Annotated in this window: 20 protein-coding genes; 15 read left to right on the forward strand and 5 right to left on the reverse strand. The window is 48.4% G+C overall.

All coding sequences use genetic code 11. The features are described from left to right. Positions 1-76 precede the first annotated feature (76 nt). The 3 genes from AC6ESO_RS01155 to mnmA form a co-directional block, all read right to left on the reverse strand. Positions 77-1,345: an MFS transporter gene (locus tag AC6ESO_RS01155; protein WP_497089811.1), complete on the reverse strand. Its 1,269-nt coding sequence runs from the start codon at positions 1,343-1,345 to the stop codon at positions 77-79. A 63-nt stretch (positions 1,346-1,408) separates the two neighbouring features. Further along, positions 1,409-2,338: a LacI family DNA-binding transcriptional regulator gene (locus AC6ESO_RS01160; RefSeq protein WP_497089812.1), complete on the reverse strand. Its 930-nt coding sequence runs from the start codon at positions 2,336-2,338 to the stop codon at positions 1,409-1,411. A gap of 170 nt (positions 2,339-2,508) precedes the next feature. Continuing rightward, the gene (gene mnmA, locus AC6ESO_RS01165; RefSeq protein WP_497089813.1) at positions 2,509-3,606 is read right to left on the reverse strand and encodes a tRNA 2-thiouridine(34) synthase MnmA; all 1,098 of its coding nucleotides are present in this window, start codon (positions 3,604-3,606) and stop codon (positions 2,509-2,511) included. A 244-nt stretch (positions 3,607-3,850) separates the two neighbouring features. On the opposite strand from mnmA, the gene cymR reads away from it, so the two are divergent. From cymR to AC6ESO_RS01235, 14 genes are all read left to right on the forward strand, one after another. Then, a complete protein-coding gene (cymR, locus tag AC6ESO_RS01170) occupies positions 3,851-4,270 on the forward strand; it encodes a cysteine metabolism transcriptional regulator CymR (protein ID WP_090983150.1) in 420 nt (139 codons plus the stop codon). A gap of 13 nt (positions 4,271-4,283) precedes the next feature. After that, the gene (locus AC6ESO_RS01175) at positions 4,284-5,438 is read left to right on the forward strand and encodes a cysteine desulfurase family protein (RefSeq protein WP_497089814.1); all 1,155 of its coding nucleotides are present in this window, start codon (positions 4,284-4,286) and stop codon (positions 5,436-5,438) included. Positions 5,439-5,453: 15 nt separating this feature from the next. Further along, the gene (locus tag AC6ESO_RS01180) at positions 5,454-6,005 is read left to right on the forward strand and encodes a PRC-barrel domain-containing protein (RefSeq protein ID WP_494817006.1); all 552 of its coding nucleotides are present in this window, start codon (positions 5,454-5,456) and stop codon (positions 6,003-6,005) included. Then, the gene (locus AC6ESO_RS01185; RefSeq protein ID WP_494817007.1) at positions 6,002-6,196 is read left to right on the forward strand and encodes a YrzR-like zinc ribbon domain; all 195 of its coding nucleotides are present in this window, start codon (positions 6,002-6,004) and stop codon (positions 6,194-6,196) included. The genes AC6ESO_RS01180 and AC6ESO_RS01185 overlap by 4 nt, the downstream gene beginning before the upstream one ends. A 143-nt stretch (positions 6,197-6,339) precedes the next feature. After that, positions 6,340-7,410, forward strand: coding sequence for an AI-2E family transporter (locus AC6ESO_RS01190; protein WP_497089815.1), 1,071 nt, complete (start codon positions 6,340-6,342; stop codon positions 7,408-7,410). Positions 7,411-7,766: 356 nt separating this feature from the next. Next, on the forward strand, positions 7,767-10,403 hold the full coding sequence (alaS, locus tag AC6ESO_RS01195; RefSeq protein ID WP_497090466.1) for an alanine--tRNA ligase: 2,637 nt from the start codon (positions 7,767-7,769) through the stop codon (positions 10,401-10,403). Positions 10,404-10,452: 49 nt separating this feature from the next. Then, positions 10,453-10,716 carry an IreB family regulatory phosphoprotein gene (locus AC6ESO_RS01200; protein ID WP_090983162.1) on the forward strand — a complete coding sequence of 88 codons (264 nt, stop codon included), beginning with the start codon at positions 10,453-10,455 and terminating at the stop codon, positions 10,714-10,716. 31 nt (positions 10,717-10,747) lie between these two features. Continuing rightward, positions 10,748-11,164 (forward strand): Holliday junction resolvase RuvX, encoded by a 417-nt coding sequence (gene ruvX / locus AC6ESO_RS01205; RefSeq protein WP_090983164.1) that lies wholly within the window; start codon positions 10,748-10,750, stop codon positions 11,162-11,164. 8 nt (positions 11,165-11,172) lie between these two features. After that, entirely contained in the window at positions 11,173-11,484 is a 312-nt protein-coding gene (locus tag AC6ESO_RS01210; RefSeq protein WP_090983166.1) for a DUF1292 domain-containing protein, read from the forward strand. Positions 11,485-11,538: 54 nt separating this feature from the next. Continuing rightward, positions 11,539-11,838, forward strand: coding sequence for a DUF1292 domain-containing protein (locus AC6ESO_RS01215; protein ID WP_494817009.1), 300 nt, complete (start codon positions 11,539-11,541; stop codon positions 11,836-11,838). A gap of 117 nt (positions 11,839-11,955) precedes the next feature. Beyond that, on the forward strand, positions 11,956-13,086 hold the full coding sequence (gene mltG, locus AC6ESO_RS01220; RefSeq protein ID WP_497089816.1) for an endolytic transglycosylase MltG: 1,131 nt from the start codon (positions 11,956-11,958) through the stop codon (positions 13,084-13,086). A gap of 11 nt (positions 13,087-13,097) precedes the next feature. Continuing rightward, entirely contained in the window at positions 13,098-14,042 is a 945-nt protein-coding gene (locus AC6ESO_RS01225; RefSeq protein ID WP_497089817.1) for a peptidase U32 family protein, read from the forward strand. Positions 14,043-14,075: 33 nt separating this feature from the next. Beyond that, positions 14,076-15,326 carry a peptidase U32 family protein gene (locus tag AC6ESO_RS01230; protein ID WP_497089818.1) on the forward strand — a complete coding sequence of 417 codons (1,251 nt, stop codon included), beginning with the start codon at positions 14,076-14,078 and terminating at the stop codon, positions 15,324-15,326. 401 nt (positions 15,327-15,727) lie between these two features. Beyond that, positions 15,728-17,722 carry a methyl-accepting chemotaxis protein gene (locus AC6ESO_RS01235; protein WP_497090467.1) on the forward strand — a complete coding sequence of 665 codons (1,995 nt, stop codon included), beginning with the start codon at positions 15,728-15,730 and terminating at the stop codon, positions 17,720-17,722. Positions 17,723-17,842: 120 nt separating this feature from the next. On the opposite strand, the gene AC6ESO_RS01240 is transcribed toward AC6ESO_RS01235, so the two are convergent. Both AC6ESO_RS01240 and AC6ESO_RS01245 read right to left on the reverse strand, forming a co-directional pair. Continuing rightward, on the reverse strand, positions 17,843-18,523 hold the full coding sequence (locus tag AC6ESO_RS01240) for a zinc metallopeptidase (RefSeq protein ID WP_497089819.1): 681 nt from the start codon (positions 18,521-18,523) through the stop codon (positions 17,843-17,845). A gap of 29 nt (positions 18,524-18,552) precedes the next feature. Beyond that, positions 18,553-18,993, reverse strand: coding sequence for a MerR family transcriptional regulator (locus tag AC6ESO_RS01245; protein ID WP_494817014.1), 441 nt, complete (start codon positions 18,991-18,993; stop codon positions 18,553-18,555). A gap of 402 nt (positions 18,994-19,395) precedes the next feature. On the opposite strand from AC6ESO_RS01245, the gene AC6ESO_RS01250 reads away from it, so the two are divergent. Next, positions 19,396-20,766, forward strand: a complete 1,371-nt coding sequence (locus tag AC6ESO_RS01250) for an ammonium transporter (protein ID WP_494817015.1) — start codon at positions 19,396-19,398, stop codon at positions 20,764-20,766. The last annotated feature ends 15 nt before the right edge of the window (positions 20,767-20,781 follow it).

The following is a 20,781-nucleotide window of genomic DNA, read 5'->3' on the forward strand; positions in this document are numbered from 1 at the left end:
CCATCATAATACTCGTAAGAAGCTGCCCCAAAAGTGCAAGATGACTTTTGGGGCAGCTTTTGTTTATATCATTTGATCAATTGTATTTTCTTATTACAGCCAGGCGCCAATTCGCGGTTAAGCCAAACAGCAGCATCAAACAGCCGACTACGAGCATAATGGCTCCGGAACCGTACTGATCTGCGTAATACGAGGACAGAACAAGACCCAAGGAAGGCGCTACACCCGTTAGTGAACCCAATGTGCCAAACATGCGGCCCTGCAGATCCTCAGCCACTTCTACGCGCAGAATGATGTTAATGAGCAAAGTACAGAAGGAAAACATAAATCCAATCAACACGATAATTGGAATTGCAGCCGCAGCGGATTCTGTTCTTGCAAGCAGCATGTAGAGCGGACCGAGCAGCATGAGATTGATCATAATCCATTTCCCGCGATGCCGCATACGGCTGCCGAGCAGCACAATCAGGCCGGAGCCGGCCATATAGCCGATCGGGATACAGGCTTCAATAAGACCGAATTCAAAAGGAGAAGCATGCCATACTTTAACGGCCATCACTTGTGTCAGCATGAAAGCAGTCATGAAGAATAGCAGCAAGCTTGGAATGAGAATCATAACCGACTTTGCGAAAGGATTGCTGCGTACGCTGCGCATGCCGTCCATAAAGGCTTCTTTGAACGTCGAGCTTGACTTGTTCATCATCGAATTATTCGGAACCGATGCGGCGGTCAGAGAACCGACGCTCCACACGAGCAAGAACGAGGCTAAATACATCAGAGCATCAATGGAAATGGCCCAAGCCCCGCCAAAAGCCGCAACGAATATTCCGCCGACTGCAAAGCCGACTGTTCGAGCGATATTGTCCGAAATATTCATAAAGCCTACTGCGCGCTGGATATGAGCTTTTCCAACGATAGGTGTGATGGAGGCTTGCAAAGCGGGGGATTGAAATAATCCCAGGATGGTAACAAGTGCTGATAAGACAGCTATGATGGCAAAAGGCGTATGAGGCAATGCAACACAGAGCGCGATGAGCAGCACGACTACAAAGCGCAGCAGATCAGCGACTAGAATGACAGTCCGCCTGTTCATACGATCGGTGACCGTGCCGGCAACCGTTCCAAGCAAAGCGCTGAGCACAAGATTGGTCACCATCATGACGGTCATCAGCTTAGCGCTGTCGGTAACGCTGAGTACCCACAGATTAATGGCGATGCTGTGGAAGGAATTGCCGAAAATCGATAAGGTATAGGCGGTAAAGAGATGAATGAATGGAAGATTGCGGGATAAAGCCGTCGATGTTGACTGTTGAGATGGTTTTGAAGCTTCGGTCGGAATGGACATAGGTTGAAGAATACCTCCTTATTATGAGTCACTTAATCGTTTAAGTAAATCGTAAAAAAATATCTATCGCACGGAAACACGAAAAACAGTTTGTTCTTCATGCATCGTCATTTCACGCTTTGAAAGCAGCATAGCCATGACTGAATAAGCAAGCTCAGCCTTGCTGCTGAAGGTAATGGGAATGATGTCGTTTCTTAGCATTTCCGGGCAACCGCATGTGCAAATAACGGCAAGTTTCTCCATGATCCCCATATTGCAGATATAATTCGCGGTGAATTCATTCATTACGATCGCCTGTTGATACGGCAGCCCAGCATGAAGCAGCGCATCAAGCTCATCCAAGTTTCCAAATATGTAAGTTGGAATTTGAAGGGCAGTCGCACAATCCGCGATGTAGTTCATATAGCCGGAATTATTGCTTTTCCCAATCAATAAACAATGTGGAGCATCAAGCGCTTCAGAAGCCTTAATCAGCGCAGCTTCATGATCATAGGTAACCTGCTTAAACAAGTTATCCGGAATCAGACTGTCTATTAGAATCAGAGGGACGCCCATCCCGAAATTCCCGGATACCGTATAGAAAATATCGTCCATCACATCGAGCAGAAACACGACGTCGAGCTTTCTTTCCGTAATGACATTCAGGGAAGCGGGATCTGTCCCGTCAAAAGTAAGCATGATCATATGGTAGCCTGCAGCTGTGAGGAGGTGCTCCAATTCACTGATGAAAGCCAACTGTTCGAAGGAGGATCGCGGCGTAAGGGATTTGCTATCGCTCTTGTTGATAAGCACACCGGCTAAGCCAGTTTTGTTCTTGATTAGCGAGCGGGCGGCTAAATTTGGCACATAGCCCATTTCCTTGGCGATTTGCAGCACTTTCAACCGAGTGGATTCCGGTATGGACTGATTGTTGGCTTTATTAATAATATAACTGACGGTTGCAACGGAGACGCCGGCTTGCACCGCAATATCCTTCATCGTAACTTTACGCATAAGTCCGAATCATCTCACTTTCATTGGAAACTGTCGCCTTAACTCGCGTTCAAGTAGTAGAATATCATATTCTGCGCTTAACTTAAACGATTAAGTGAAAATCTCCTAGCAGCACAAAAAAGCATCTCCGATCATGAAGATCAGAGATGCCGCAACACGTATAATCAAACTTACTTGTTCACAATATCAATCGTTCCGCCGCCCAGACATACATCGCCGTCATAGAAGACTACGGCTTGCCCAGGTGTAATGGCTTTCTGCGGTTTCTCGAACACGACATCACCTGTTGTGCCGTCTTCGTGCAGTGTCAATGTGACGGCTTGATCGGCCTGTCTGTACCGGAATTTCGCTGTAACCGTTATGGGTCCTTCCGGCATAACCGGAGAGATCCAGTTAATTCCGGTAGCAATCAAGCTCTTGGAATACAAACTTGCATGCTGGTCACCTTGCACGACATACAGAATGTTCTCTTTCAGATCCTTGTCCGCTACGAACCAGGGCTCGCCGTTGCCGGAGCCGCCGATTCCAAGGCCTTGCCGCTGCCCGAGCGTGTAATACATCAGGCCATCGTGACGGCCTTTCGTTTCGCCTGATTCAATATCAATCATGGGACCTGGCTGAGCAGGCAAGTAGCCGCTTAGGAACTCCTTGAAATTGCGTTCGCCGATAAAGCAGACGCCTGTGCTGTCTTTCTTCTTAGCCGTATGAAGACCGAATTCCTCGGCGATTCTTCTTACTTCCGGCTTCGGAAGATGGCCGATGGGGAACATGGCTTTCGCCAGCTGATCTTGACGAAGCGCGTGCAGGAAGTAGGTCTGATCCTTGTTGGAATCTACGCCTCTGAGCAGTTTAGCTTCCCCGTCAGCCGTTCTTTCCAAGCGCGCGTAATGGCCGGTTGCCAAGTAATCGGCGCCAAGCTCCATCGCTTTCTGCAGGAAATCGCCGAATTTGATTTCACGATTGCACATGACATCCGGGTTTGGCGTACGACCGTTACGATACTCATCGAGGAAATAAGCAAACACCTTATCGAAATAGGCTTTCTCGAAATTAACCGTATAATAAGGAATGCCGATTTGATCGCAGACGCGGCGAACATCTTCCGCATCTTCTTCAGCCGTACAATGGCCGAACTCGTCGGTATCATCCCAGTTTTTCATGAAAATGCCGATGACATCATACCCCTGCTGCTTGAGCAGCAATGCAGTAACGGACGAATCCACACCGCCGGACATGCCAACAACGACTCGAATAGAAGAATTGCTCATCTTAAATACCACCGCCTTGATAGTTCAAAGCCGTTCCGGAGAAGCATTTTCGCCGTACGACCGATTCAATTCATCTATTGTAGCATAGATTGCGCATGATTTTCATGAAAGTGTCATGGTTTTTCAACAAATTATGTTTCCGATATGTTAACATAGATATGATATGGGAATACCATGAATTGTAATCCATGATCGCTCCAGCCTTTAAATACGATATAGTTTAGCCCGGGAAGAGGTGTCGCAGTTGAAAATTTCAACCAAAGGCCGGTACGGTCTAACCATTATGATGGAGCTTGCAGGTAAGTTCGGAGAAGGTCCAACATCATTGAAGAGCATCGCAGAGCGGAATCATCTTTCTGAGCATTACCTCGAGCAGCTTATTGCACCACTGCGCAATGCGGGGCTGGTGAAGAGTATTCGCGGCGCTTACGGCGGATACATTTTGTCGAAGGAACCGCAGGAAATTACGTCGGGCGATGTCATTCGTATTTTGGAAGGGCCCATTTCGCCTGTCGATTTCACGGAAGAGGATGACCCGGCTAAGCGGAATTTGTGGCTCAGAATCCGTGATAGCATTGCCGAAGTGCTTGATTCGACAACGCTCGCTGATCTCGTAACGTATAAAGAAGAGGAGCCTCAGGACTCCTACATGTTCTATATTTAAGGATGATTGTATAATGGATCGAGTTTACTATGATCATGCGGCAACTTCACCTATGCATCCCGAAGCAGCGAAAGCGATGCTTGAAGTTATGACCGGTACTTACGGCAATGCTTCGAGCACGCATAGCTTCGGTCGTGGGGCAAGACAGCTCGTGAACCGTTCGCGCGATATAATTGCGGCCGGCATCGGCTGTACGTCCGGCGAGCTGGTCTTTACCAGCGGTGGAACAGAAAGTGATAATACAGCGCTTATTGGCGCCGCCAGAGCTGCCCTCAAACAAGGCAAGTCCCATATCATTACGTCCGCAACGGAACATCAGGCAGTGCTCCAAGCTTGCAAAGCGTTACAGCGCGAAGGATTTCGCGTGACGATTCTGCCGGTGGACGAGCAAGGCCTAGTACACGTCTCGGACGTAGAACAAGCTATCGAAGCGGATACAGCGCTAATTAGCGTCATGTATGTAAACAATGAGACCGGAACGATTCAACCGATTGCAGAGATCGGTGAACTCGCCCGGTCTCGTGGCGTGCTTTTACATGTCGATGCGGTACAAGCGTTAGGAATTATTCCGATCGATTTGCGTCAGCTTCCGGTCGACTTGATGAGCTTCTCAGCTCACAAGATTAACGGGCCTCAAGGTATTGGTGCTCTGTATATCCGTAAAGGCACGGCTGTGGAACCGTTGCTCAGCGGCGGCTCGCAAGAGCGCAAACGTCGTGCGGGGACTGAAAACATCGCAGGTATCGTCGGATTCGGCAAAGCGTTTGAACTTTCTGTGAATTCCATGCAAGAACGGAAACTTTTCATAGACAAGCTTCGTTATACATGGATAGAACGGTTGCGCGAGATTGCGGGGACAGACCGACTTATCATCAACAGTCCCGCTGAACACTGTGCTCCTCACATTCTGAATGTGAGCTTTATAGGAGTAAGCACGGAGTCGATGCTGATGAATCTGGATTTAGCCGGAATTGCGGCATCCGGTGGGTCTGCTTGCACATCAGGAGCCATCGAACCCTCGTATGTGCTCATAGCAATGAATGTTTCGCAAGAAAGACTAGCTTCCGCTGTACGTTTCAGCTTTGGTTTGGGGAATACTATGGAGGAACTCGAACTGGCCGCCAAGAAAGTTGCAACTTTTATGGAGCGCGTTCGTACTAATGCCTAGGAGGCTTTGCCATCGATGTTGCGTTTACAGCATTTGATTGGTCTTCCTGTCATCGAAATGAGTGCCGGCAAGCAAGTCGGACATGTGAAGGATGCATGGTTTGACGAGCATTGGCAGCTTGGCGGAATCATATTGGACGCCGGCAGACGGTTTCTGACTGCGATGAAATCAGTGATCTGGAAGGAAGTTATGGTTTGCGGTGAGGATGCGGTCATTATTATGAATGAAGCATCCGTACGGAAGTCCAAACAAGCCGATATTCAGCGCTCTTTTCATACCGGATCGATCCGATTGAAGGATTTACCCGTCATAACGGTGGATGGAGAACAACTTGGTCGTGTATCTGATGTTTATTTTGACGAGATACAGGGTACACAAATAGTAGGATATGAGCTGACTGACGGATTTATCGCGGATATTATGGAAGGCCGCAAGTGGCTTCCTGCTCCACGGCAAGCTGATGAGGTTATGCTTGGCGAGAATGTAATAATAGTACCGGCCGGAAGTGAGGCTTTTCTCTCACCGGTCGCAGTTTCTGAGTCGGATATAGGGAGAAATGAATTATGAAATGCCCAAATTGTAGTTCGAAGGATATCGGAAAGATCGGATCACACCAGTATTACTGCTGGGGCTGCTTCATTGAATTGACGGTTAACGGTGACAAAATGTCTGTCTATCAGGTGGAAGAAGACGGCACATTGAGCTCACTTGATGATTTGTTTTTTGAAGACGAAATGCCGCAGGTTCATGCGAACTAAGCGGAGTTTAGTGGAAGAGGCGACCTTGCTCAAGGTCGTCTTTTTTGTGTTTACGGCGATGCCGAACAATCGGAAGGATGATTTGAACAACTTGTACATATACTGACAGTAAAGGGTATCGCGAGTCGAGGGGGAGTGAAGCCGTGGAACGGTTTACGAACAACCGTCTGTTTGCATGGCTTGTCTATCTCATATTGGGGCTGACGGCTCTATATCTATTGCTGCTGCTAAAACCGATCATCATCCACATTTACGTTTTTTTGCGTGCGGTTCTGGCGCCGTTTCTGATTGCGATGATTATATCGTACGTACTCAATCCGATAGTCAGCCTTCTGAATGAACGCAAGGTGCCGAGAACGATCGCGGTGCTGCTTATTTATGCCGTTTTCTGCGCGTCGCTTGCGGTCGTGCTTGTGAACGCTATTCCGATGTTTTTGGATCAGCTCAAGGAACTGAACCGGCATATGCCGGACATCACCATGCAGGCACGGAGTATGGTCAACGACCTCAACAACTCGTCCTTTCTCCCGGAAAGCATCCGGTCCGGAATAGAGAAGTCGCTCTATAAGCTGGAGAAACAGGGCTCCGATGCCATATTTGCGTTTATCAACAATATTGGTGAAATGATTAACGTGATTTTCATTGCGTTTATTATCCCGTTCCTCGCGTTCTACATCTTGAAGGATTTCGAGGTGTTTGAACGGACGCTGCTGACTTATGTGCCTAAATCGCATCGTAAGCATGCCGTTCGATTGCTTAAGGACATCGACCATGCGCTTGGCAGCTATATTCGGGGGCAGTTCCTCGTCTGCGTTATTGTCGGTACGCTGGCCTATGTGGGCTACTTGATTATCGGTATTCCGTATCCGCTCCTTCTGGCGAGCGTCGTTGCGGTGACGAACATCATTCCGTATCTAGGCCCGTTCTTCGGCGCAGCGCCTGCGCTTATTGTGGCTTCTACCGTTTCGATCAAAATGATGCTGCTGGTGGCGGTCGTGAACTCCGTCTGCCAAATTCTCGAGGGGAACATCATCTCGCCGCAAGTGGTAGGAAGAACGCTGCATATGCATCCGTTATCCATCATTTTTGCCCTGCTGGTTGGCGGGGAGCTGGCAGGCATCGTAGGCATGATATTGGCTGTGCCGATCTTTGCCGCGGTGAAGGTTATCGTGCAGCATATCTTCGCGTATTATGTTAGGCGAAAGACGATTTGACAGACCATGCCAAAAGTCGCTATACTTATGACAATTACGCCTGACTATCAATAAAAACGTTGATGAAACCGTAGTAGGTCATAGACCGCCAAGCAGAGAAAGAATTCCTTCGCGCATGCCGATTGGGCTTCGCGTTGGCTGAGAGAATTCTAGGGGTGAAGGATGACTGAAGGCTGGTTTCGGAGTGTGAATGAACTTCACCGGATCAGACCCGTTAACGTCTGTCTAAGGAGATCGTTTGTGCCTGCTCATCGTGAGCGGCTAGGGCGATAACCAGGGTGGTACCGCGAATGATTCGTCCCTGTTTTTTAGGGGCGTTTTTTTGTTTTTATTTTAAAATTGGAGGCTGAACCGTGATGAAAGCAAGTGAAATCCGTTCTAAGTGGCTCGCATTTTTTGAGAGCAAAGGGCACAAGATTGAGCCCAGCGCTTCATTAGTTCCTCATAATGACCCTTCGTTGCTATGGATTAACGCAGGGATGGCGCCGCTGAAGTCTTATTTTGACGGCCGCGTAATTCCTGACAATCCGCGGATTACGAACTCGCAGAAGTGTATCCGTACAAATGATATTGAGAACGTCGGTAAGACGCGCCGCCATCAAACGATGTTTGAAATGCTGGGCAACTTCTCCATCGGCGATTACTTCAAAGAAGAAGCGATCACTTGGGCTTGGGAGTTTCTGACCAGCAAAGAGTGGATCGGCTTCGATCCGGAGCGTCTGTCCGTCACGGTTTATCCTGAAGATGAAGAAGCCTTCCGTTTCTGGAATGAGAAAATCGGTCTTCCGGAGAAGCGCATCTACCGTTTGCAGGATAACTTCTGGGACATCGGCGAAGGCCCTTGCGGTCCTTGTACCGAGATTTTCTATGACCGCGGCGAAGCTTTCGGCGATCTGAATGATCCGGAATGCTGGCCTGGCGGAGAAAACGAACGTTTCCTGGAAGTATGGAACCTCGTATTTTCGCAATATAATCATAATAAAGACGGCAGCTATACTCCGCTTCCGAATAAAAACATCGATACAGGCGCAGGACTGGAGCGTATCACTTCGATTCTGCAAAATGTAGACTCCAACTTCGATACGGATCTGTTCCGTCCGATTATCGATCGGACCAGCCAAATCGCAAACGTGACGTACCATACGAATGCGGACACGGACATCGCGCTGAAAGTAATTGCCGATCATATCCGTACCGTCGCGTTTGCTGTTGGCGATGGCGTCATGCCTTCCAACGAAGGTCGGGGTTATGTCATCCGCCGTTTGCTTCGCCGCGCAGTGCGTTACGGCAAAACGCTCGGTGTGGATCGTCCGTTCCTGTATGATCTGGTGAAAGTCGTTGGCGACATTATGGGCGGCCACTATCCGGAGGTTGTGGAGAAACGCGAGTTTATCGAGAAGGTTATCCGTACAGAGGAAGAACGTTTCCATGAAACGCTTTCTGACGGTTTGGCACTTCTGGGCGAGCTTGTGAAGACGGCAAAGGCTGGCGGTCAAACGCTGATCAGCGGTCCCGATGCGTTTAAGCTGTACGACACGTACGGCTTCCCGTTCGATTTGACCGAAGATTACGCGGCTGAGCACGGTATGACTGTTGACCGTGACGGCTTCGACGCTTCGATGGAAGAGCAGCGTACACGCGCACGCGCAGCTCGTCAGGACACTGGGGGCATGAATGTGCAAGGCGGGCCGCTTGCTGATTTCACCGTGAAATCGGAATTTGTGGGCTATCAGGATCTGACGCTGGAAGGCGCGAAGGTAATTGCGATCGTTAACGGAGATGCTCTAGTAGACTCGGCGGTTGAAGGCAGCCACGTACTTGTTATCCTGGATCGTACGACGTTCTATGCAGAGAGCGGCGGTCAAGTGGGGGATAGCGGTACGATTAAGGGCCAAGGATTCTCGCTGACGGTTGAGAATGTGACAAAAGCTCCGCATGGCCAGTCGGTGCATCATGCCGTTGTCTCAAGCGGTACCGTATCGGTAGGCGATCAAGTTCAAGCGGCTGTTTCCACGCAAACCCGCGAGGATACGATTAAGAACCACACGGCAACGCATTTGCTGCACCGTGCGCTCAAAGATGTGCTCGGCGAGCATGTTAATCAAGCGGGCTCCCTTGTTGAACCGGATCGACTTCGTTTTGACTTCTCGCACTTTGGCAGCATCAGTCAAGAGGAACTGACTGAAATCGAACGCCGCGTCAATCAACAAATTTGGCTGGGCACGACGCTCCAAATCGACTACAAATCGCTTGCAGAAGCAAAAGAGATGGGCGCTATGGCACTCTTCGGCGAGAAATACGGCGATGTCGTGCGCGTCGTTCGCGTAGGCGATTACAGCCTGGAGCTTTGCGGTGGCTGCCATGTTACCAGCACAGCGCAAATCGGCTTGTTCAAGCTGGTGAGCGAGAGCGGTATCGGTTCAGGTGTTCGTCGTATTGAAGCTGTAACAGGCCGTAATGCGTACCTGTACATGGAAAGCCAGCTGGATCTGTTGAAGCAAGCAGCCGCACAGTTGAAGTCGAACCTTGCAGATGTGCCGAAACGCATCGAAGCGCTGCACGGTCAAGTGAAAGAGCTGACGCGCGAGAATGAATCGCTGCAAGGCAAGCTGAGCCGTATCGAAGCGGGTTCCCTGGAATCGAAAGCGAAGGTAGTGGGCGACGTCACTCTGCTGGCTGCAGAGGTTAATGCTCCTTCGATGGATGCGCTCCGCGGTATCGTGGATGAGCTGAAAACGAAGCTGGGCAATGCGGTAATCGTGCTTGGTGCGGTTGCAGACGACAAGGTAAACCTTGTTGTAGCCGTTTCACCGGAGCTCGTGAAAAGAGGCTTCCACGCCGGCAAAATCATCAAAGAAGCAGCTGCAGCATGCGGCGGCGGCGGCGGCGGACGCCCGGATATGGCCCAAGCCGGGGGCAAAGAGCCATCTAAATTGGGTGAAGCGCTCCAAATTGCCGAAGAACTGGTTCTATCACAAACAAATGTGATATGATAAGAGTATTAAACGGCTGTTAAGCGGCTTGGAAAGTGAGGTGCTGGCGATGAATTCGATGGACAAGACAATGAAATTCGACGTGAAGGCGGAAGGGCTTCAAGCTTCCTCGAGGGAAATTATGCTGTCTGTATACGATGCGTTGCTCGAGAAGGACTATAACCCGATTAACCAGATCGTGGGTTATCTATTGTCCGGAGATCCCGCATACATTCCACGGCATAACAATGCTAGAAGTTTAATTCGCAGGAAAGAGCGAGACGAGCTTATTGAAGAACTAGTCCGTTCCTACCTGAGTCAGCACAGCAAATAATTACCTTCAAGGAAATGAGGCAATCTGTCGTATGCGTCTTATGGGATTGGATTACGGTGACCGCAGAATCGGCGTTGCCGTCAGTGATGCATTCCGCTGGACCGCGCAAGGTTTAGGCGTCGTTGAGAAACGCCGCGATAACAGCGAAGACGAAGTCATTGCCAAGCTTATGGTTGAACACGAAGTATCCGAGATCGTAGTCGGTTTACCGAAGAACATGAATGGCACCATCGGGCCGCGTGGCGAAATTTGCATCGCATTCGCACAACATTTACAGCAAAAGCTAAATGTACCCGTACACCTTTGGGACGAACGGCTCACGACCGTTGCCGCAGAGCGTACATTGCTCGAGGCAGACGTTAGCCGTAAGAAGCGAAAGTTAGTGGTGGACAAAATGGCGGCAGCGCTAATTTTGCAAAATTATCTCGATTCTAAAACGAAAAGGTGAGGGTAACGATGACAAAGGACAACATGCAGTTTGAAGAGCCGGAAATCATCTACATTCCGGATGAAGACGGCAACGAAGAAGAATTCGAGGTAGTCATGAAGTTCGAGGTAGACGGCTCAGATCAGAAATATATGATGGTGGTTCCGCTCAACGTGGATTCCGAAGACGAGCAAGACGAAGACTCCGATGAAGTCTACGCTTTCCGTTATGAGGAAGACGGCGATGATTTGAAACTGTATACCATTGAAGATGAAGAAGAGTGGAACATGGTTGAAGAAACGTTCAATACCCTTCTTGCTGAAATTGACGATAACGACTAGGATTGGGGTCCATGGGATCCATTTAGTGCCATAGTCGAAGGGAGCTTAACGCACGTGTCTGATGTAAAACGTATTTCCGTCCTGAAGGACATCTACGGTACGGAAGTGGATCTGATCGGAGAAGAAGGCGCTACGGAACCATTCCAAATTATCGCCGAATTCCAAATGGGAGACCACTCCTACGCAGGATTGCAATCGCATGACATGCAGAAAGAAGACGAAATCGCATTCTTCCGCATTACGTTCAAGGAAGGCGCCGACCCGGAGCTGGAATCCATTGAAAGCGATGAAGAGTGGGAGCTTGTTTCTGAAGCTTATGACGATTTGCTGTTCGAAGGCGAAGATCAGCCTTAACATGCACCTCTAGCTTTAAACAGGGCAGCAAGTGCCCGGTTTTACTTATAGGAGTTCGGAAGGGGCGGCGCCGACCGCCCTTTTTCCGCGCTGATATAGAAATGGAGGATAGGTCGCTTGAGAAGAGCAGAGCATCAGATTGCAGAAGATTCACCGGATGAAGGAGCCATGCGGCCCTCCGGACCAAGACGCGGACGCATAACATTCTGGGTGATCGTATCGATACTCAGCTTTATGCTGATTACCGCGGGAAGTCTTTATCTCTACATCTGGAACGGCTTGCGGCCTGCACCGGCAGGCGATGTCGTTCAAGTGGAGCTGAAGAAAGGGACATCTCCATTTCGATTTGCTGAAGTGCTCGAAGATCAAGGGGTTATTCGCAATGCATTTATTTTTAAGTATTACTTGCGTTTGAAGGATGAAGGACCGCGGTTTCAAGCCGGTGTGTACGAGCTGTCGCCGGGGATGGACAAGGATGCGATAATTGCAAAGTTGAATGCCGGAGAGACGTTAAAGGAAGAAACAATTCGTTTCACCATTCCGGAAGGGTTTACGGTTGAGCAAATAGCGGAAACACTAGATAAAGCAGGCTATGCGAAGAAAGCGGATTTCATGGCGCTCGCAGATAAGGACCAAGTATGGAGCGACGCGGATGCCGTGAAGAGCATTCCGAAGAATCCTGATCTTCGCCATCGGTTAGAAGGGTATATGTTCCCGGATACGTATGAGCTTGTGAAAGCAAGCAAGCCGGAGGATATCATCAAACGTCTGCTGCAAGAGCTGGATCATAAGCTGGATACGCTCTCTGAGAATTGGGAGGATTCGCTTGCTGCCAATAAAGTTGATTTTCATGGCATGATGACGATTGCCTCACTTGTGGAGCGTGAAGTTGTCGTGGATGCAGAACGTCCAATTGTTGCAGGCATTATCTACAACCGACTGAAGAAAGGCATGCCGCTTCAGATTGATGCGACCGTGCAATACTTGCTTGATAAACAGAAAGAACGGCTGCTTGTAGACGATTTGCAAGTGGACAGCCCCTACAATACGTACAAAGTTAATGGTCTCCCTCCAGGGCCAATCGCATCTCCGAGCTTGAAATCGATCGAAGCGGCGCTTTTCCCGAAAGAGACGGAATACTATTTCTATGTGACGAAGAAAGACGGCAGCCACGAGCATCTGTTTGCGGAAACGCTCAAGGAGCATAACCGCAACATCGAGAAGAGCAATCAAACGGCTGGACAATAGGAGGATTTACAATGGCAACAAAACCGGAGCTGCTCGTTGATGCGGGTTCTCTTGCGGATATGGAGCGGCTCATTGCTGCAGGTGCGGATGCATTTATACTTGGCGAATCCCGTTACGGGATGCGTCTGTCAGGGGAATTTGACCTAGCCCTGATGGCAGAGGCAGTGAAGCTGGCTCATTCGCATCAAGTTTCCGTGTATGCAGCGGTCAACAATTTGATGGATAACGAAACCGTGGATTCTTTGCCTGGCTACATTCGTGGTTTGGCTGAAGCTGGTGTAGACGGACTGGTATTCGGCGATCCTGCAGTACTAATGACTGCGCGCGTTGAAGCGCCGAACATGAAGCTGCACTGGAATGCGGAGATGACTTCCACGAACTACGCGACGGCGAATTATTGGGGACGCCGCGGTGCAACACGGTTCGTTCTGGCGCGTGAGCTGAACATGGACCAAGTCATCGATGTGAAATCCAATACTACGCTTGAAGTACAGGTTCAGGTGCACGGTTTGACTAATATTTATCATTCCAAGCGTCCGCTTGTTCAAAATTATTTCCAGCATCAGACGAAGGATGGGGAAACGACGGAGGTACCGGTTCATGGCAAGCGGGAAGATGGCTTGTATTTAGTGGAAACCGAACGTCCCGATGAACGTTTCCCGATCTACGAAGATGCTGGCGGAACCCATATTATGAGCTCTGATGATCTGTGCATGATCGAGAACTTACATGAACTTATGGAAGTTAATATCGATAGCTTTCGGATCGAAGGACTGTTAAAATCAATTGAGTACAATGAGACGGTCGTTAAAGCGTATCGTGCCGCAATTGATGCCTATTGCGAGGATCCGGAAGGTTATGCCTTCAACGAAGAATGGTTGGATAGCATTGTGAACGTACAGGATCCGTCCCGTGAGCTTTCGTACGGATTTTTCTATAAGGAACAAGTATATTAAACGTCACCCATGGAAGTTGTGGAGGTGAAGCAGGTGACCACAAAAACATCCCCCCGCTTTACGGGGAAGAGAAATCGTCTAGATAAACCGGAGCTGCTTGCCCCGGCAGGTAATTTGGAGAAACTTAAGTTTGCCGTTCATTACGGCGCAGATGCGGTATACATCGGCGGTCAGAAATACGGCCTTCGTTCCAATGCCGATAACTTCACCTTTGCTGAGATGAAGGAAGGCGTTGAGTTCGCGGCGCGTTATGGCGCGAAAGTGTTTGTTGCAACCAATATTTATGCCCATAACGAAGATATTAGCGGTCTGGAAGAGTACTTGCGTGAGCTGGAAGCGGCCGGTATTGCTGCGATCATCGCTGCCGATCCGATCATTATCGAAACAGCACAGCGAGTAGCGCCTAAACTCGAGGTTCATTTGAGCACGCAGCAGTCGACGCTGAATTGGCAAGCTGTTCAGTTCTGGAAAGAAGAGGGGTTGCCGCGTGTCGTGTTAGGACGCGAGACGAGCCTCGAAGAGATTTCGCAAATTAAAGCGCATGTCGACATCGAGATCGAAGCGTTCATTCATGGCGCAATGTGTTCTTCTTTCTCGGGACGCTGCGTACTTTCAAACCATTTCACCGACCGGGATTCCAATCGCGGAGGCTGCTGTCAGTCCTGCCGATGGAAGTATGATATCTACGAAGACGACCTTCAAATGGTCGGTCCTGAAGCGGATAAATTCACGATGGGCTCCAAAGACTTATGTATGATCGAGCACATTCCGGACTTAATCGAGGTTGGCGTAGACAGCTTCAAGATTGAAGGACGGATGAAGAGCTTGCATTACGTTGCTACAGTCGTGAATGCTTACCGTCAAGCGATCGATTCGTATATGGCCGATCCGGACAATTACGAGCTGAAGCAAGTGTGGCAGGATGACATTCAAAAAGCAGCGAATCGTCCGGTTAATACAGGTTTCTTCTACGATACGCCTGGACCTGAAGACCATATTTATGGACCTGAAGATAAGGCTGCGCCTTACGACTTCGCTGGCGTTGTTATTTCGTATGACGAGGCAACAGGACTTGCGGTTGTTCAGCAGCGAAATCATTTCAAACCGGGTCAAGAAGTGGAATTCTTCGGACCGAACGGTACCTTCTTTAAACAAACCGTTGGCCCATTCATGGACGAGAGCGGCAATGCACTTGATGCAGCCAGACATCCGTTGCAGCACATCGTGCTGAAGACGGAGCATCCGGTGAAACCGATGGACATGATGCGTAAACGAGTTCGTTAATAAGCATTTGGACCCAAATAATCCTAATCGATCGATCGATTAGGATTATTTTTTTTGAGAAAATATTCCCTATTTCCCTAACAATACGGAGATGTGAAGCCGATATTAAGAATAATGCGTGTATTTTGTCGATAATTGGATTTGCGTGACGTAGGCATTTAGCATCTAGTGTAAGTCAACAGACACATACCCACACGAACGCACCAGCTCCACACACGGAAAACTATCCTCAGATTAGGTGGTGTCATGAAGTGAAATTGAAGTTGAATTTGAAGAAAGAAAAGATGAAAACGCAAACAGAAGGTGAAAGTAACGGGGCGAATGTGAAAGCCTTATATTCTTCCTCCATAAATGGAATCAAGAATGTAAAGCTGACGAATCCGATTAAGTCTGTTGGACTTATGTTATTCCTTATTATTTTCAGCGCGATTCTCGTTTGCGTACTGGTAGTCGGGCTGTTCTCCTACTCGACCTCGAAGAGCATCATCAAGAATAAAGTAGCGGATTCCAGCGCGGTGGCAATTGCTCAATCCAAGGGTAAGCTTGATTTAATGTTTAAGAACTATGAAGCTTTGTCGATGCAGATACTGCTCGATAAGATTGTTCAAGACAATTTGTTGAAATACGAACAAACAACGGACGACTACGAGCGTTTCGATGTGATGAAGAAGCTTAGTGATTCTATTCAATCTTACATACTCGGCAACTCGACGATTGTCGGTGCGGCAATCATCCCAATCGGAAGTGATGCGGCTTCGGTAACGGTTGGTTCATCCAGTATCAGTACGGAAGATGCGAAAGATACGGAATGGATGAAGACGATTGTAGATGGCGGCGGTAAATTGATGTGGCTCCCCGCTCAAGTGAAAGGGTACAGCGGCAGTGCATCAGAGCCAACGATTGCGATGGGCCGTGTGATGAAGAACACGGTAACGAATGAAGGCAAATTCATTATGATCGTTGAGATCTATTTGAAAGAGTTCTCTAAACAGCTGGAGGATCTTAAGATCGGCGATAATAGCGATGTCACGATTGTCGATAGCGAGAATAAATTAGTTTACAGCAAAGATCTAGCGCAAATCGGACAACCATCCCCGATTGCGATTTCAGCGAAACAGAAATCCGGATCTACTACGCAGGAAATTGCAAGTGGAGAAGTACTTGCTATGTATAATCAATTCGCAACAGTAGACTGGAAGTTGGTTGGATCGGTTCCGGTAGCTGAGCTTGTGAAGGATGCATTGAAGATCCGGAATGCCACTTATATTATTGCGGGTATCGCTGCATTATTAGCGATTGGCATCGGTTTGCTCGTTATTCGCATGGTTGCTCTTCCGCTCGTTAGTTTGCGCAACCTGATGAACGAAGGCGAACGCGGTAACCTGACTGTTCGTTCGACGATCAATAAGAAGGATGAGATCGGTCAGCTGGCACAAAGCTTCAACCAGATGATGACGCAAATTACCGTGCTCGTCGCCCAGACGAACCAATCCGCACAGGATGTTCTTGCCACAGCAGGCGAGCTGTCTGACGCTTCGAAGAAAACGGCAGTATCTGCTCGTGAAATCGCAGTTGCAACAGAAGAGATTGCCAACGGTGCAACTAGCCTTGCGATGGAAGCGGAGAAAGGCAGCGACCTTACTTCGGAAATCAGTCAGCAAATGCAGCAAGTCATGACTGCGAATCAAGATATGGGCCAAGCTGCAAGCGAGGTGGAAAAAGCCAGCCGCCAAGGTACGGCATATATGAACAGCTTGATCGAGAAAACAGGAATGACAGAAGAAATGACGCGATCGATGGTAGAGAAGGTTGACCGCCTCAAAGAAAGCACGCGTTCCATTCGTAAAATTCTTGAAGTACTCAATAATATGACGAAACAAACGAACATTTTGTCACTGAATGCCACAATTGAAGCTGCTCGTGCAGGTGCGGCCGGTAAAGGATTCATGGTCGTAGCGGATGAAATCCGTAAATTGGCGGATCAATCCCGTCAGTCCATCGATGTTGTTGGTCAAATTACAGAAACGATTCAGAAGGAAATCGACGAAACGGTACATGTTTTGTCTGATGCTTATCCGATTTTCCAAGAGCAAATTCAGTCGGTTAAAGAAGCGAATCAAATTTTCTTGACCGTTCAAGGTCAAATGGGCGATTTCGTTGGCAGCCTAAGCTCGGTAACAGATTCCATTAGCATGTTGGAGCGCTCGCAAGTGGTTCTCTCCGAAGCAATGGGCAATGTCAGCGCAGTTGCTGAAGAATCATCCGCTACTTCCGAGGAAGTAGCATCGCTGAGCAATGAGCAAAACAGCATCAGTGAGGGACTTGTTCGACTATCCGATAAACTGGAGACGGTATCAACAGGCCTTAAAGAAACGCTTAGCCGTTTCCGTACCTAAGGAATGAAGAAAAAGCTGACATTGAGCATTCGATGTCAGCTTTTTCATTTTCACTGGCACAAACAGAAAGAGGCGGGGGACTAGCTCCCCCGCCTCTTTACGATTTCAACATATTATTAATTAATCTCGGCTCTGCGTAAAGATCATAATGTACTTGATCAGCTCTAGCAGTGAAATCAACGCAGCTGCCACATAGGTCAGTGCTGCGGCATTCAGGACTTTCGCTACACCGCGTTCTTCCTCGTTTGTAATAAAACCTTCGGAGATCATAATTTCGCGAGCGCGGCTGCTTGCATTGAACTCTACAGGCAAAGTAACGAGCTGGAATGCTACTGCACAGGAGAAGAACAAGATACCAAGTCCGATCAGCCCGGTGGCTTGAAACAGGAAGCCCGCGATTAGCAAGAAAGGTGCTACTCCGGAAGCAAAGTTAACGACTGGGAAAATTCTGTGGCGCAATGCCAGCATTGGGTAATGCACGCTATGCTGAATCGCATGGCCGACCTCATGACAGGCTACAGAAACGGCTGAGATTGAGTTCTCGTAGTAGACGGGCTCTGACAGTCTTACGACGCGGTGAATAGGGTCGTAGTGGTCAGAGAGCGTTCCAGGCACCGGTTCAACCGGTACATCATGCAATCCGTTGCGATCAAGCATCATGCGTGCGGCTTGATAGCCTGTGAGACCACTGTTAATTGGAATTTCCGACCAGCGGTTAAATGTGCCGCGAACTCTGAACTGTGCCCATACCGATAAAATGAAGGCGATGATGATAAGAAAATCCATTGGGTGAAAAAACATAAATAGTTCCCTCCATTAGTGTTGAAATTCTACATGAGGCCGCCTTTGTTAATAAGAAGCATCAAGGCTTCGACGCATGCGGCTGTTTGAGGCACCAGTCGTTTAAACACCTGCTTGGCCTGCTGAGGCTTCAATTGATTCAGGACGGGTTCGATATCCTGAACTTCACGTTGCAGCTGTTCTAGATGAAGCTGGAGCTCCATTAGCCTGCCGGACACTTGATCCTCTGTTGAGACTTTGCGCCAGCCTGCCATATTTGCCTTGATTTCATCGAGCGTATATTTGTCTTTCTTCAACTGTACTATACGTTTGAGCCGATTCAAGGTTTCATCACTATAGAGACGATAATTTTTGGCTGACCGCCGTTCGGGTTCGATAAGACCCATTGATGTGTAGAAATCGATTGTACGTGGACTTACGCCGGCTAACTTGGATAATTCACCAATCCGGTGCAGCGCATGTTCGGACAATGGAATCACCTCTCTCTTTAAAACGGTTTGGGCTTCATTCTTCTAGTACCTATGATACAGAATCTATAACCATACAGTCAAACGTAATGCTTTGACGAATTTTGTTAGTAGTAAACCTAACATGAGGCTTAGCTACTAGATTGGATAATCGTAATTTATAGGAAGGATGTGACATAGGATAGGAGAGAAAAACGTTCAAAACGCGAAGGATAAGGCGGTGAAATGGCGGTTTTGATGCCTAAACTGTGAAAAAACTTAACATTCGATTCATTTGAAGAAGCGAATGTTAGATTTTTTTCGAGAAAACGAAAAAACTGTATTGTCAAAAGTGGTACTTCTGACTATAATGACATTAAGTCTTTCCTAGCATGTCAAGAAACATTACATTAGGGAGTGGTCGTAGTGGTCAAAAAGTTGATTTTATCTTTAGGTGCTCTTTCGTTGTTATTTCCAGCAATGGCTTTCGCAGACGACCCGTCTGCAGGAACGCTGAACATGGGTTTGAACTCGATCTGGGTTCTGGTCGCAGCAGTGTTGGTTATCTTGATGCAAGGTGGATTTATTCTTCTCGAATCCGGTTCGACACGCATGAAGAATGCCGGACATATTGCCGGTAAAACAATCTTCACATTAGGACTTTGTACCTTGGTTTACTGGGCAGTAGGTTATGCATTTGCTTTCGGCGCGGATAACGCTGAGAATTCAATCAGTAAATTTATCGGATGGGGCAGTTACTTATTCGCTCCTGCAGTATCTGCAGCAGAAGGCGAAGCACTTCCTTCCACAATCTTCTTCGTATTCCAACTGGCTTTCGCCGCTGTATCGCTTTCCATCGCATGGGGCGGTTTCGCAGAACGCGCTAAGCTTTCCGCATACCTGGTCTTTACCGTATTGTTTACGGCACTGATCTATCCGGTCATTTCCCACTGGATCTGGAGCCCATCCGGCTGGTTGTTCGCTGAAGGCGCGCAAGACTATGCTGGTTCCACAGTAGTTCACTTAACGGGAGCAATTGCAGCTTTCGCAGCAACCGTACTTCTGAAGCCGCGTATCGGTCGCTTCAATAAAGATGGCTCCGCAAATGAAATTCTAGGTCATAACCAAGTATTTGGTGCTTTGTCTGTTCTTATACTATGGGTTGGTTGGTTCGGCTTTAACGCAGGCAGCGCACTCGGTGTAGGCGATGGATTCTTCGGATACGTTGCATTCAATACACAACTCGGCGCAGCAGGCGGCGCAGTAGCAGCGCTCTTGATCTCCTGGCTGGTAAACGGCAAGGCTGATATTACAACAACATTGAATGGTGCACTTGCAGGACTTGTTGCCATTACCGCAACTTGCGCATTCGTTGACCCTTGGGCAGCGGTTGTAATCGGTTTGATCGCCGGTGTTCTCGTATTCTTCAGCGCTAAATTCTTTGAGAAAATCAAAGTTGACGATCCGATCTTTGCGCTTTCCGTACATGGTGCAGCAGGGGTTTGGGGTACGCTGGCAAACGGAATCTTTGCTACGGATGTACTTGCGAAGAAACTTAACGTTGGTCAAGGCGGTATTATTGATACAGGCAACTGGCATCAAATGTGGGTACAGCTTGAATCCGTACTCGTTTGCGGAGGCTATGTACTCGTAGTTTCCTTCGTATTGCTAGGAATCATGAAAGTTGTTATGGGCCTTCGCGTTACGGAAGAGCAAGAAATTATCGGTCTTGACCTTTCCGAGCATGGTACATTCGGCTATCCGGAGCAAATGAAAAAAGCGCAACAAAGCATGTAAGCAGTTAGCACAGCC

Source organism: Paenibacillus rhizoryzae, from assembly GCF_059686995.1.

Coding starts and splice junctions, on each gene's coding strand:
- AC6ESO_RS01155 (WP_497089811.1), bottom strand. CDS start 1,345: ATGTCCATTCCGACCGAAGCTTCAAAACCATCTCAACAGTCAACATCG.
- AC6ESO_RS01160 (WP_497089812.1), bottom strand. CDS start 2,338: ATGCGTAAAGTTACGATGAAGGATATTGCGGTGCAAGCCGGCGTCTCC.
- mnmA (WP_497089813.1), bottom strand. CDS start 3,606: ATGAGCAATTCTTCTATTCGAGTCGTTGTTGGCATGTCCGGCGGTGTG.
- AC6ESO_RS01175 (WP_497089814.1), top strand. CDS start 4,284: ATGGATCGAGTTTACTATGATCATGCGGCAACTTCACCTATGCATCCC.
- AC6ESO_RS01180 (WP_494817006.1), top strand. CDS start 5,454: ATGTTGCGTTTACAGCATTTGATTGGTCTTCCTGTCATCGAAATGAGT.
- AC6ESO_RS01185 (WP_494817007.1), top strand. CDS start 6,002: ATGAAATGCCCAAATTGTAGTTCGAAGGATATCGGAAAGATCGGATCA.
- alaS (WP_497090466.1), top strand. CDS start 7,767: ATGAAAGCAAGTGAAATCCGTTCTAAGTGGCTCGCATTTTTTGAGAGC.
- AC6ESO_RS01200 (WP_090983162.1), top strand. CDS start 10,453: ATGAATTCGATGGACAAGACAATGAAATTCGACGTGAAGGCGGAAGGG.
- ruvX (WP_090983164.1), top strand. CDS start 10,748: ATGCGTCTTATGGGATTGGATTACGGTGACCGCAGAATCGGCGTTGCC.
- AC6ESO_RS01210 (WP_090983166.1), top strand. CDS start 11,173: ATGACAAAGGACAACATGCAGTTTGAAGAGCCGGAAATCATCTACATT.
- AC6ESO_RS01225 (WP_497089817.1), top strand. CDS start 13,098: ATGGCAACAAAACCGGAGCTGCTCGTTGATGCGGGTTCTCTTGCGGAT.
- AC6ESO_RS01235 (WP_497090467.1), top strand. CDS start 15,728: ATGTTATTCCTTATTATTTTCAGCGCGATTCTCGTTTGCGTACTGGTA.
- AC6ESO_RS01240 (WP_497089819.1), bottom strand. CDS start 18,523: ATGTTTTTTCACCCAATGGATTTTCTTATCATCATCGCCTTCATTTTA.